At 64.9% G+C, this 12,406-nt stretch carries 14 protein-coding genes; 5 read left to right on the top strand and 9 right to left on the bottom strand.

Features of this window, described 5'->3' with window-relative positions:
• Positions 1-21: 21 nt before the first annotated feature.
• Complete coding sequence (locus F455_RS0118875; protein WP_018974883.1) at positions 22-1,209, bottom strand: UbiH/UbiF/VisC/COQ6 family ubiquinone biosynthesis hydroxylase; 1,188 nt, start codon at positions 1,207-1,209, stop codon at positions 22-24.
• Complete coding sequence (ubiH, locus tag F455_RS0118870) at positions 1,206-2,441, bottom strand: 2-octaprenyl-6-methoxyphenyl hydroxylase (protein WP_018974882.1); 1,236 nt, start codon at positions 2,439-2,441, stop codon at positions 1,206-1,208. The genes F455_RS0118875 and ubiH overlap by 4 nt, the downstream gene beginning before the upstream one ends.
• Before the next feature lie 77 nt (positions 2,442-2,518).
• Between ubiH and F455_RS0118865 the strand changes: the two genes are divergently transcribed.
• The 3 genes from F455_RS0118865 to F455_RS0118855 all read left to right on the top strand — a co-directional run bounded on the left by F455_RS0118865 (position 2,519) and on the right by F455_RS0118855 (position 4,807).
• Positions 2,519-3,115 (top strand): DUF6580 family putative transport protein, encoded by a 597-nt coding sequence (locus F455_RS0118865; protein WP_018974881.1) that lies wholly within the window; start codon positions 2,519-2,521, stop codon positions 3,113-3,115.
• Positions 3,116-3,320: 205 nt separating this feature from the next.
• Positions 3,321-3,878 (top strand): cob(I)yrinic acid a,c-diamide adenosyltransferase, encoded by a 558-nt coding sequence (locus tag F455_RS0118860; RefSeq protein WP_018974880.1) that lies wholly within the window; start codon positions 3,321-3,323, stop codon positions 3,876-3,878.
• 8 nt (positions 3,879-3,886) lie between these two features.
• The gene (locus F455_RS0118855) at positions 3,887-4,807 is read left to right on the top strand and encodes a histone deacetylase family protein (RefSeq protein WP_026293541.1); all 921 of its coding nucleotides are present in this window, start codon (positions 3,887-3,889) and stop codon (positions 4,805-4,807) included.
• Between the two features lie 5 nt (positions 4,808-4,812).
• Here the strand turns inward: F455_RS0118855 and F455_RS21470 are convergent, their stop codons facing one another.
• The 3 genes from F455_RS21470 to F455_RS0118840 all read right to left on the bottom strand — a co-directional run bounded on the left by F455_RS21470 (position 4,813) and on the right by F455_RS0118840 (position 6,737).
• Positions 4,813-5,358: a CcdC protein domain-containing protein gene (locus tag F455_RS21470; RefSeq protein ID WP_018974878.1), complete on the bottom strand. Its 546-nt coding sequence runs from the start codon at positions 5,356-5,358 to the stop codon at positions 4,813-4,815.
• A 79-nt stretch (positions 5,359-5,437) separates the two neighbouring features.
• A complete protein-coding gene (locus F455_RS0118845) occupies positions 5,438-6,346 on the bottom strand; it encodes a cation diffusion facilitator family transporter (RefSeq protein WP_018974877.1) in 909 nt (302 codons plus the stop codon).
• Between the two features lie 16 nt (positions 6,347-6,362).
• Positions 6,363-6,737 carry an MmcQ/YjbR family DNA-binding protein gene (locus F455_RS0118840; RefSeq protein ID WP_018974876.1) on the bottom strand — a complete coding sequence of 125 codons (375 nt, stop codon included), beginning with the start codon at positions 6,735-6,737 and terminating at the stop codon, positions 6,363-6,365.
• Between the two features lie 130 nt (positions 6,738-6,867).
• Here F455_RS0118840 and F455_RS0118835 point away from each other — a divergent pair, with 130 nt between their 5' ends.
• Positions 6,868-7,515, top strand: a complete 648-nt coding sequence (locus F455_RS0118835) for a GNAT family N-acetyltransferase (RefSeq protein ID WP_026293540.1) — start codon at positions 6,868-6,870, stop codon at positions 7,513-7,515.
• 22 nt (positions 7,516-7,537) lie between these two features.
• On the opposite strand, the gene F455_RS0118830 is transcribed toward F455_RS0118835, so the two are convergent.
• The 3 genes from F455_RS0118830 to F455_RS21465 form a co-directional block, all read right to left on the bottom strand.
• Entirely contained in the window at positions 7,538-9,610 is a 2,073-nt protein-coding gene (locus F455_RS0118830) for a M13 family metallopeptidase (RefSeq protein WP_018974874.1), read from the bottom strand.
• Positions 9,611-9,698: 88 nt separating this feature from the next.
• On the bottom strand, positions 9,699-10,073 hold the full coding sequence (locus tag F455_RS0118825; protein WP_018974873.1) for a nuclear transport factor 2 family protein: 375 nt from the start codon (positions 10,071-10,073) through the stop codon (positions 9,699-9,701).
• 128 nt (positions 10,074-10,201) lie between these two features.
• Positions 10,202-11,092: an AraC family transcriptional regulator gene (locus tag F455_RS21465; protein WP_020684109.1), complete on the bottom strand. Its 891-nt coding sequence runs from the start codon at positions 11,090-11,092 to the stop codon at positions 10,202-10,204.
• Between the two features lie 65 nt (positions 11,093-11,157).
• Between F455_RS21465 and F455_RS0118815 the strand changes: the two genes are divergently transcribed.
• Positions 11,158-11,595: a nuclear transport factor 2 family protein gene (locus tag F455_RS0118815; RefSeq protein ID WP_018974871.1), complete on the top strand. Its 438-nt coding sequence runs from the start codon at positions 11,158-11,160 to the stop codon at positions 11,593-11,595.
• A gap of 65 nt (positions 11,596-11,660) precedes the next feature.
• Here F455_RS0118815 and F455_RS0118810 read toward each other — a convergent pair whose 3' ends face one another.
• Entirely contained in the window at positions 11,661-12,398 is a 738-nt protein-coding gene (locus F455_RS0118810; protein ID WP_018974870.1) for a L,D-transpeptidase family protein, read from the bottom strand.
• Positions 12,399-12,406: the final 8 nt, after the last annotated feature.

Below are 12,406 nucleotides of genomic sequence, written 5' to 3'. Positions count from 1 at the left end.
CTGCAGCGGACACGCCGCGTATCAACCCGCGGCGCGGTGGGCGAAAAAGCGCTTCAGCGGCGCGACGCGATCGACCAGGGCAAGGCCTGCCCCGCGCAGGCCGGCCAGCGCGGGGTTGTCGCTAGCGAAGCCGCGCTGGATCGCATCGAAGGCATGCGCCGACATCGCATTGTCGCTGCGCCGGCGCCGTTCGTAGCGACGCAGGATTTGTTCCGCCGCAAAGTCCGCCTTGCGTTCCCTGGCTTCATCCAGCGCGTTCGCCAATTCCACCGTATCGCGGAAACCGAGGTTGACGCCCTGGCCCGCAAGCGGATGCACGACATGCGCCGCATCGCCGACGAGGGCAAAACGCGGTCCGATGTAGCGTTCGGCGAGGCGCAAGCGCAGCGGAAACGCCGCTCGCTGCGTCGTCGCGGTGACCGCGCCGAGACGGAAATCGAACGCGGCGCCGAGTTCGACACGGAACGCTTCGTCTTCGAGCGCAAGCAGACGCTCGGCTTCCGCATTCGCCACCGACCAAACGATCGAGCTGCGTCCGTCGGCCAACGGCAGGAAGGCGAGCGTCGCGTCCGGCAGGAAGCGCTGCCACGCGGTCGCCTCGTGTGCGCGTGCGTGCGCGACATGGGCGACGATGCCGCGCTGGGCGTAGTCGCGATCGCGCGTTTCAATGCCGAGCAGACCGCGCAGCGCCGAATCGGCACCATCGGCAGCGACAACCAGGCGCGCTCTGAGCTGCGCCCCATCCTCGAATGCGAGCGTGCGCGCAGCGCCGTTGTCATCGACCTCGCTGGCGACGACGCGCGCAGGACAACGCAGCTCGATGCCACCGTGCCGCTCGACCGCCTGCCACAACACCGACTGGATCAATCTGTTTTCGACGATGTAGCCAAGCGCCGACGCACTTTCGTCGGCGGCGTCGAAAGCGAGCGAACCAGGCGCAAGCGCATCCCAAACGTACATGCGTCGATAAGCGCTAGCGCGCGCCGAAGCGATCGTCGTCCAGACATCCAAACGCCGTAACAGCGCGATCGACGAAGCGGCCAGGGCGACGACGCGCAGGTCGACTTCGTCCTCCACACGCCACGGCGCCGGAGCGCGAGATTCGACCAGCACGACTTCGAAACCACGCCGCGCGAGATCGAGCGCGAGCGCGGCGCCGACCATGCCGGCGCCGACGATGGCAACGTCCGCAACTCGGCGGGAAGTCATGTCCCTTCCCTCAACGCAAGCGCCGGCGCGTGCCCGCGAAAACCCATGCCGCGTGCAACGATGGCTTGCTTGAGCGGCGCGACGCGATCGATCGCGATCAGGCTGAGCGAACGCAGCGCCTTCAGCGGCAGCGCCTCGCTCGCGGTCCAGCGCGCGAGGGAATCGCTGGTCGCGGCGGTGCCGTCACGATCTTCGCGGCGCAACTCGACGTAGTGTTGCAGCAGCGCCGCGTCGCCGACATCGTCGCCTGTGCGCGCCCGCCCGAGCAGCAGCTCGGCCAGGGTCAGCGCATCGCGCAGGCCGAGGTTGAAGCCCTGCGCGCCGATTGGATGGATCGTCTGTGCCGCGTTGCCGACCAGTACCGCGCGCGGCGCAACGACGCGCTGTGCGATCACGCGCGCGAGCGGATGCGACACGCGCTTGCCGAGGCGAGAGAATCTGCCGAGGCGGTAGCCGACGCGTTCGTGCAGCTCGGCGATGAAACCTGCATCGTCGAGCGCAGCCACCCGCGCCGCATCCGCGCTCGGCACGGTCATGACCACGCCGGCGCGCCGATCCGCGAGCGGCAGCAGCGCCACGGGGCCGGTCGAGGTGAAACGCTCGTAAGCGCAGCCATCCAGCGCGCGCTCGGGCTGTACCGTGGCGACAAACGCGGTCTGTGCATAGTCGAACTTGTCGGCGCCGATGCCGAGCGCATCGCGCACGAACGACGCGGTGCCGTCGGCGCCGACAAGCAATCGCGTGCGCAAACGCTTTTCGCCGTCACCGCTGGCGAGAGTCGCGACGACGCCGTCGCCCTCGGACTCGATCGCGGTCAGCCGCGCCGGCGCGTGACGCACGAGATTCGCGCAGCGATCCAGCCGCATCAGCAGGCCGTTGCCGAGCTCGCGCGCGGGACAGGTTGCGCCGAACGCGTCGAGGCCATGCTCGGCCGCATCGAGGCGCACCGTGCCAAACTCGCCGCGCCGGCTGACATGCACACGCCGGATCGGTGTCGTCTTCGCCGCGATCGTTGGCCACACGCCGAGCGCCTCGAGCGCGTTCACGCTCGCGCGAGCGAGCGCGAGGCTGCGTTCGTCGGGATTCGCGTGCGGGTTGATCTGCGGCGCGACCGCCTCGACCTGGACGACGCGCAAGCCGCTGCCGTCGAGTGCAATGGCAAGGCTGGCGCCGACCAGGCCGCCGCCGACGATCAGCACGTCGCAATCGAAGTTGCAGGATTCGTCATTCATGGCGCGAATGATATGATACGAACCGCGCTTCGGCCCGGTTTTCGTATCCGCGCCGACGCTTGAACCCGGAGACCGCCATGCAGCTCGACACCCGTTCTTCCACCGTTTCGCCGCGCAGCATCGTGCTGATCGCGATGATCGCGTTCGCGGTCGTGATGCGCTTGGCCAACTATTTCGCTCCCGGCGCGCTGCCGTGGAACTTCACTCCGGTCGAAGCGATCGCGCTGTTCGGCGGCGCGTATTTCGCCGATCGCCGCCTCGGCGTAGCCATCCCGCTCGTCGCGATGATCGTCGCCGACGTCGCCATCGCCACCACCCTTCCGGCCGCTTGGGTGCGCGACTGGCTCGGCACCTTGCCGGCCGTCTACCTGTGCATCGCATTGACCGCGGTCGGCGGCTTCGCCCTGCGCAACAAGGTGAGCGCGGCCAATGTCGCGATCGGCGCGTTCGCGAGCGCGGTGTTGTTCTTCGTGGTCACCAATTTTGCGACCTGGCTGGCCGCGCGCGCCGGTGCCGGCTCGGCCTGCACCGAGAGCCTCGCCGCGTGCTACGTCGCCGGCCTCCCGTTCTTCAAGGGCACGCTGTACGGCACGCTGTTCTGGAGCGCTGCGCTGTTCGGCGGCTTCGAACTGATGCGCCGCCGCTGGCCGAGCCTGCAGCCCGCGCACGCCTGATGCGGGTGCGGTGTGGGTAACCGCCTGTCCAAAATCTACACACGTACCGGCGACGACGGGCGAGTCGGGCTTTCGCGATCTGCCTTGAATGGCAGATCGCGCCGGCGAGCGCCCGCAGCAGGATGCGCGGGGATGGGTTACTTGGCGAGGCCAGGATGGCCGAGCCTAGCAACACGGTCCGCGCGCGCAACGCGCGAGTGCCGTCGTGGGTAACCGCCTTTCCAAAATCTATACGCGTACCGGCGACGACGGCACGACCGGCCTCGGCGACGGCACACGTGTGGCCAAGGATTCGGCACGTGTGGCCAGCTACGGCACGGTCGACGAGTTGAACAGCGTCATCGGCGTCGTGCTAGCGCAAGAGATCCCCGATTCGGTGCGCGAGACGCTGGTCCAGGTGCAGCACGACCTGTTCGATCTCGGCGGCGAACTCTGCATCCCCGGCATGGCGATGATTCACGCGGACGACATCGACCGACTCGAAACCACGCTTGACGGCTTCAACGCCGACCTGCCGCCGCTGAAGGATTTCATCCTGCCCGGCGGCGGTGCGGCAGCGGCGCACTGCCACGTGGCGCGCACGGTGTGCCGGCGCGCAGAACGCGAAGTCGTCGCCCTGGCACGAGACGAGACGGTGCGTGCAGAGGCGATTCGTTATCTCAACCGCCTCTCCGACCTGCTGTTCGTGATCGCGCGTGTGCTGGCGCGCGCATCGGGCCACGGCGAGGTACTTTGGCAGCACGAGCGCCGCAAGAGGACCTAGCGCAGCACATGCACTCCTTGCTGTACACCCACTCCGCTTGTTTGCGCCACTCGGCCGGACCCGGTCATCCCGAATCACCTGCGCGCTTGCAGGCCGTGCTCGAAGCGCTCGATCACGATCGTTTCGCGATGCTCGAGCGTATCGAAGCGCCGCGTGCAACGCGCGCGCAACTCGAACGCGCGCACGACCCAGCCTTGGTCGATTTCGTTGCCGCAGCGGCACCGGTTGAAGGCTACGCCCAGCTCGACGCCGACACGGCAATGTCGCCCGACTCGCTCGAAGCCGCGCTGCGCGCCGCAGGAGCGGTCTGCGCTGCGGTCGATGCGCTGCTCGACGGCTCCGCATCGCGTGCCTTCTGCGCCGTGCGCCCGCCGGGCCATCATGCCACGCGCGACATGGCCATGGGTTTCTGCTTGTTCAACAGCGTCGCCGTCGGCGCCGCGCATGCGCTCGCGCGCGGGCTGGAGCGCGTCGCTATCGTCGACTTCGACGTGCATCACGGCAACGGCACCCAGGATATTTTCTGGGACAACGCGGGCGTGCTCTACGCCTCCACACATCAGGCCCCGCTGTATCCCGGAACCGGCGCCGCGAACGAGATCGGCGTGGGCAACATCGTCAACGCACCGCTGCCTGCGGCGTCGAGCTCCTTCGCGTTCCGCGAAATCTGCCGCGACATCATCCTGCCTGCGGTCGAGCGCTTCCGCCCGCAACTCGTCATGATCTCCGCCGGCTTCGACGCGCACTACCTCGATCCACTCGCCAACCTCAACCTCGGTGCGCCCGACTACGACTGGATCACGCGTGAACTCGTCGACATCGCGAGGAAGCACGCGCAGGGTCGAGTGATATCGAGCCTCGAAGGCGGCTACAGTCTGACTGCGTTGCGCGAGTCGACTGCCGCTCACATCGGCGCCTTGATCGGTTAAGCGTGCTATTTCAACGATTGCTCAGGAAGCGCCGCACTCGGCATCCTCAGCCCGCGACTCACGCGTAAAATACCCGCGTAGTAGAAAACGTAGTAACCGATCACCACGCCGAATATCGCCAGAGTCAACGGGCTTTTCTGATAGGCCGCGAACGGATTCTGGTCGGCCTGCGCGGCGGCGTGCATGGATGGATAGACGGCCAGGAATCGATACGCCACGCGTGCGATCAGCAGCCCTGAAACGAACAGGCCAATGTACAAATGCGGCGTGTAAAAGCGATCTTGATCACTCGCTTCAAACTTCGTTTCGCGCAGACCAATCCAACCCAGCAATACCCCAGCGGCAATCCCGGCCAGCATCGCGCCGAGCATGTACCAATCCCGCAACGCGCCAATTGCGATCAGCGCAGCAACGATCCCCAACACTCCGATTCGAAATTTCATCCGCCCGGGTTCGATGCGCTGACGTCCGACATTGCGTCGCACACGACGGTAGATAGCCCACAACACGAGCGCCGTCATCAGCGCGGGAACGATGAAATTTTGATCCATGCATCAGCCCCTTCTCACTTCGATTTCTGCTTGTAGAGCGTCGCCTCCGATTCCAATGCGCAACGTCCAGGCCACCATGTCAATCGGTTATATCCGGCTCGAAAAAACTCCAGCGGATCTCGGGAAAGCGCTGCTTCATCGCGGCTTCGACCGCATTGATCGCTTCGACCACGCCGCGGTCGGACAGGTTGCCGCGCATCTGCGCCTTCACCGCGACCATGATCTCGCTGCCGAGCTGCAAGGTGATGAGATTGAACACGCGCGCAATCTCGGGACGACCGTCGAGGAACTCGCGGATCGCCGCGTTGACCTCGGTGTCGGCGCTCTGCCCGACCAGCAGCGCCTTGACCTCGACCGCGACGAACACGGCAACGACGACGAGCAGCACGCCGATCGCAAGCGTGCCGATCGCATCGAAGATCGGGTTGCCGGTCAGCACGGTGAACAGCACCGCGAGCAGGGCGAAGACAAGGCCGAGCAAGGCGGCGAGATCCTCGCCGAAGATCACGATCAGCTCGCTCTGCCGGCTCTCGCGGAACCAGTGCCACAGCGAATGCGCGCCACGCGCCTTGTTCACCTCGATCATGCAGCCGCGCATCGAGAAGCTTTCGGCGACGATACCGAAGGTCAATACACCGATCGCCAGCCATGGCCACTTCACCGGCTCCGGCTCATGCAGTTTGTGCAAGCCTTCATAGATCGAGAACGCGCCACCGACGCTGAACAGCAGCAGTGCGACGAGGAACGACCAGAAGTAGATCTCCTTGCCACGGCCGAGCGGATAGTCGGGCGACGGCGGCGCCTTGGCCTGCTTGAGACCGAGCAGCAGCAGCAACTGGTTGCCGCAGTCGGCGAGCGAATGCACGGCTTCGGCGGTCATCGCGCTCGAGCCCGTGATGACGGCCGCGACGGCCTTGGAGACGAAGATTGCGAAGTTCGCGCCGAGCGCGTAGAAGATCGTTTTCAGCGAATCGGCTTTGCCCGACATCCGGTGGTTTCCTGGATCAAGATTTCGAATTGGCTGCTTGCGCGGCATCGAGGCCGGCCTGCAGGCGCTTGCTCAGGCCGGCGCGCACGAGTTCGTACGAGCGCCGCACGAACTCGGCGATCTTCGCGCGCGCGAAGCGATCCGGTTCGGCGATCGATACCCAGAATGCGCGCGCCATATAAGCCGCCGGCACGATGCCGGGCTGGTCGGTCAATTCAAGGAAGCGTTCGGCGTCGACCTTGAACGAGATACGCCCGCGGTGCGGACCGTGCAGGCAATAGACGGCGAACATCTTGCCGGCTACGGTGAAGCAGAGGTCGTCGTCCCACTTGACCGCGCTGGCGACGCCAGGCCAGTCCCTGCTGAGCGCTTTCAGTTCCGTTTCGTTCATGGTGCGATCATCGAAAAGCGCAGAATGGCTGGGGTTTGCATCCGCCGCGTGAACGACGGGTCATGTTACTGAACGATCACGACGGAATTTAGGTGGGCTGCTCCAAATCGAACGCCCAAGATGTGATCCCATGAACACTTTAACAAAAAATCCGGGCAGGCTCGCCGAGCGTTGGGTGGTGCCGCAACCCATGCGCGGCATCCGGCCGCCGCCAAGCCGTGGCAGCCTGCCGCGCAAGCCACGCCGCGCCGGCGCTGCGGGCGAACCGCTGACGACGCGCGACGGCACCCCGCTGGTGCTGCGCCAGATCCGCGCGGACGACGTCGAGGTATTGCAGCGCTTCTTCCACCGCCTTAGCCCGGAGGAAGTGCGCTTGCGCTTCCTGCATCCTCTCAACGAACTGCCCGATGCGTTCGCGCACCAGCTCTGCGAACTCGATCCGACAGTCGCATTTGCCTGGGTGCTGGCCACGCCGGACGACCCCGTGTACCCGGATTTGCCGGTCGAGATCCACGCCGTCGCGCGCGCGCACTTCGACCCGGTGCTCGCCCACGCCGAATTTGCGATCGTCGTCGAAGGCCGCTTTGCGCGCCAAGGCTTCGGCACCCTGCTCATGCAGCGCGTGATCGCCTCGGCGCGCAAGCTCGGCGCGATCGAACTGTGGAGCGACGTGCTGCTCGAGAACAGCGCGATGCTCGACCTCTGCGCGAAGCTCGGCTTCGAGCGCGGCATGTCGCTCAACAATCCGGGCGTCGTGCGCGTCAGCCTCGCGCTGTAAAAGCGCACGGCCACCCGGTTGGTCACCAGATACGTACGCGGTCTGCCTCGGCGCGGTACATCGCCTGGCCCGGCTTCACGCCGAACGCCTCGTGGAATTCGCCGACGTTCGCGAGCGGCCCGTTGACGCGCCATTTCGGCGGCGCGTGCACGTCGCTGAGCATGCCTTGGCGTAACGCCTCATCGCGCTGTTCGAAGATCCAGGAAAGGGCATAGCCGAGGAAGAAGCGCTGCACCGGCGTGTAGCCGGCGATCTTCTCGCCGCGCTTGTATTGCTCGGTCTTCTTGAACGCATCGAGGCCGATGAGGATGCCGCCGTAGTCGGCGATGTTCTCGCCGAGGCTGGCCTTGCCATTGATGTGCAGCCCCGGCAACGGCTCGTAGGCGTCGAACTGCTTGACCATGACCTGCGCGCGCTCGGTGAACTTGCGTGCGTCGTCTGCCGTCCACCAGTCGGTGAGGTTGCCCTTGGCGTCGAACTGGCGACCCTCGTCGTCGAAACCATGGGTGATCTCGTGGCCGATCGTCGAGGCGGCGGCGTAGCCGTAGATGACCGCGTCGTCGATGTCGCCGTCCCTGAAGCCGGGAATTGCGAACTGCGCAGCCGGCAGCACGATCTCGTTGTTGGACGGGTTGTAATAGGCGTTGTAGGTCTGCGGGGTCATGCCCCACTCGCTGCGGTCGACCGGTTTGCCGAACTTCGACAGCATGTCGTTCCAGCCCCAGCGCCGCGCGTTCATCACGTTTTCCGCGTACGCCGCGCGACCGACGGTCAGCGCCGAATAGTCCTTCCACTTGTCCGGATAGCCGACCTTCTTCGTCACCGCGGCCAGCTTTTCGCGCGCCTTCGTCTTGGTCGCCGCGCTCATCCAGTCGAGTTTGTCGATACGCTCGGCGTAGGTGCTGCGGATGGCTTCGACTGCCGCGTTGTAACGCTGCTTGGTGTTGTCCGGGAAGTATTCAGCGACGAAGATGCGGCCGAGGATCATGCCCATCGCACGGTTCTCGGCATCGAGCGTGCGCTTCCAGCGCGGACGTTGTTCCTTCTGCCCGCGCAGCACCTTGCCATAAAAGCTGAAACTCTCGTCGTCGACGGCTTTGTTCAGCGCGCTTGCATAGGAATCGACGAGCTGTACGCGCAGATAGTCGCGCAGTACGGGCGTGGGCGTGCTCTTGAGCTGGGCCTGCAAGCCGGCGAAGAATTCCGGCTGGCCGACGATCAGGTACGGCGCATCGAGCTTCCAGCCTTGCAGGCGCTCGGCCCAGACGATCGCCGGAGTATACTTTTGCGTGAACTCGGCCGGCGCCATCTTGTTGTAGTTCTTTTCCGGGTCGCGCAGATCTTCGAGCTTGCGCGAAACCTTGGCCAGCGCGGTCTCGAATGCCATCACCTTCTGCGCCTGCGCGGCGGCGGACTTCGCATCCGCGCCGAGCAACTTGAGCACGTTCGCCAGATGCACGACGTAGGCCGCGCGCGCCTTGGCCACGCCGGCCTCGGTGTTGAAGTAATAGTCCCGCTCGGGCAGGCCGAGGCCGCCCTGCACGGCATGCACGGCCATGACTTCGCTTGCCTTCTCGTCCTGAAACACGCCGAAGTCGAAGAACGCGCCGACGCCGAGCGGCTGCAGCGCAAAGGCGACGTCGAGCGCGGAAGCGGCATCTTTCACTGCATCGATCTGCGCGAGCTGCGCCTTGAGCGGCGTCAGACCGTTGCGCTCGGCCAACGCCTCGTCCATCGCGGTCGACCAGAAATCGCCGATCTTCTGCGCGTCGCTGCCGGATGCGGCGTCCTTCTGTGCGGCCGAGTCTTCGCTGATTTTGCGCAGCTTCGCGTAGAGCTCGTCCTGCACGGCGCGACCGATGCCCCAGTTCGCTTCCGATGCCGGAATCGGATGCGCCTTGAGCCAGGCGCCGTTCGCGTAGGTGAAGAAATCGTCACCCGGATTGACCGAGGCGTCGACGTTGGCCGCGACCACATCGGGCTTGGCCGTCGCCGCGGTATCCGCGATCGCGCTGGAAGAACCCATACCGAGCACGCCCGCGGCCACCGCGCAAGCGAGCGACAACCGGCGCAACGAGACCGCCAGCTTTTTCATCGCAATTCCCCGTAGCGAAACGAGCGCCGATGCTAGCGCGATGCCGCGGTCGCCCGCCCCTGCCTCAAGTCACGCCCGAGCGGCGCGCTCAGCCGCCGGTGTCGTAGAAGAACTGCTCGCGATCGATCTTGCCGTTGCGCACGTGGTAGACGCAGATTTCCTGCATGACTTGGCGGCCCCATTGCTTCATGGTGACATCGAGCACCATCTTGACGCTGAACCAATTCTCGGCGACGAGCGGCTCGCTGACCTGCATGCCGTGATAGGCCTCGATGCCGGCGTTGAACTGGCGGCCTTTCTCGTAAATCGCCTCCAATCCTTTCGCCGGACCACCCGCCGCCATCGGTGTGCCTTCGGCTTCGATGCTGATCGCGTCGTCCGCGTACAGTTCTTTTTGCGCCTGCTCGAACTTGCCCTCTCTGCACAATTCAACGAGGCGCTGGGCGATTTGTTCGATTTTCATTGCTCGGCTCCGTCAGAAAGGGAATCTTCAGCCTACGCCCGCGGCATGACATTTGCACGCGAGGATGGCGCGCGACAAGGACTCCGATTTGCGGTTTTTTTAGGCAGGGCAACATCGAGCGCAGCAGGTTAATCGGACGTTCCCTGGCGTCGCTGCAGTTGGCTCACAGTCCGACCGGTTCCCGTTCCTGCGTACCTCGCCGGGGGATGGCCGGTCAGCCTCCTGAAGTCGTTGGTGAAGTGCGCCTGATCGAAGTAACCGAGATCCTGCGCGAGATCGCTCAGCATGACGCCGCGCGCATCGGCAAGACGTTCCAGCGCCTCGTAGGTGCGATAGCGCTTGATGACCCAGCGCGGGCTCGCACCGACGTAAGCAAAGAAAAGGCGCTGCAAAGCGCGTTCGGTCATGCGCAGGCGCTGCATCAGATCGCCGACGCGGGTCAGCGCCGGATCCTCGACGACCTGCCTGACCGCATCGCGTGCGAGCTCAACCTTGGAATCTCGCGCCGGTGTGCTTCCACGCAGAAAGTTGGCGGCCGCATGAACCATGGCGCGGTCGCCGCGCGCCCCCAGCACCTCCGCTTCGGCATCCGACGCATGCGCGAAGACTTCGGCCACGGGAATCGACCCGTTGGCGATGTCGCCGACCGGACGGCAGAAGAACGGGAAGAACGCGCCGGGATGGAATTTTGCGCCGAGAATGCAACCGGAGCCCCGCAGCTCACGCACGAACCGGCGCAGCTGCACACCGTATATCCGCGATCGGTTCGGAGCGAAAACCAGATGCACCGCGGGATGCGGCAGCATCTCCCGCGTTTGCGGGGTGGCGTCCGAGAAGCTCCAGCGCTCTATCCAAAAATGCTCGACCCACGGCGCGAGGTCCGGCGGCGGCGCATATCGCAAATGCACGTAAGGGCCGGGTGAAGGCGAGTGGCGCAACACCCCACAGCCTTGGCCGACGATATCGGTCGCCAGTCCAGGCGCCTGTTCGTCTTCGGGGTGTCGGCTTTTTCCAATCATGGCGGAATTCCCAATGGGATGATCTTACTTCCACCACCCACCTGAAACCGAGGCTGAAAGCGCAAATGAAAAAGAAGCAGACATTCGCCTTGACCGGCTTGCTGTGCCTGATCGCAAGCTTGTCCTTGCCGGCCCAGCCGCTCGGCCATGGCGCACTGGCAACCGTGCAACAAAAATTCACCGCATTCAATCGGCACGATGCCGAAGCGATCGAGCGCCTCTACGCTCCCGACGCGACGCTGCACTCGCCTGACTATCCCAACCTGAGCGGCAACAGACCCATCGCGGACACCTATCGCAAAGTCTTCGCCATGATTCCGGATGCCCGCGACGACATTGCATCGCTTGAGCGTGTCGGAAATCATGTCTACGCGCAGTTTGTCATGACCGGCCACCTCGGCGGTGCGCAGGACAAACCGATTTCGGTGCGCCTGATGTCCGTCTACACGATAGGGAACGATCGTATCGTCGGGGACGACACCTACTATGACCGCAAGATGTAGTGCGGTTGACTATGGCGCGCATGCATTGCCTGGGCCGCGGAACCGAAAGGTCGCACCCGGATCGGCTATCTGATCGGCTCCACTCGATAGCGGCCGTGCTCAACCGCGATCGGCGGCGGAATATGCTCGCGCTCGAAGAAATCGTAGGCCGGCTTGAGCTCGTTCCAGAACCCGAGCCAGGGCGAATCCCTGGCCGCGGACAGCGCCCCCGTCGTCGGACGGAACGGAAATATATGCACGGCAAACGCGCCCTGCCCTGCGTGCAAAGCCGCGGCAGCCAGCGTGTAGATTTCCTCGATGCCGGCATCGCCCATCGCATAGCAGCCGATCGAAACACAATCACCGTGCACCATGAGCGCACTGCCGGTGCGGCCGTGCGCGCGGTCGTATTCGTTTGGAAATCCGAGGTTGAAGGCGAGGTGAAATTTGCTCGATGGATTGAGCTGGCGCGGGGCAACCGAATAGAAACCTTCCGGCGCCTGATTGTCACCCTCGCGCTGCTTCGGACCGAGCTCGCCAGAGAATTTGCACACCGGGTATTTTCGGAAAAGTATAAATTTCCCATCGCCTCCGCGCAGCCACAGCTCGAGCTCGGCCTCGCGCTTGAAAATGCGCACGAAGACCGGCGCGCCGTAGCGCAGATGCCGCACCGCCAGATCGCGCTCGAGCGCGGGGCGCACGCGCGTAGCCGCCGCGCGTGCACGCGCGGAATCAGGAACCGGATCGGCAACATCAACTGCGGTACCGGGTACGGCGATCATCGCGAGGATCAACACGAACAGGATGCGAACGAGATGGAGCAAGTGGCGAG

The sequence above is a fragment of the Rudaea cellulosilytica DSM 22992 genome, assembly GCF_000378125.1.
GTDB lineage: Bacteria > Pseudomonadota > Gammaproteobacteria > Xanthomonadales > Rhodanobacteraceae > Rudaea > Rudaea cellulosilytica.
The sequence above is the reverse complement of the archived record's forward strand: the minus strand, read 5'-3'. Positions and strand labels throughout refer to the sequence as shown.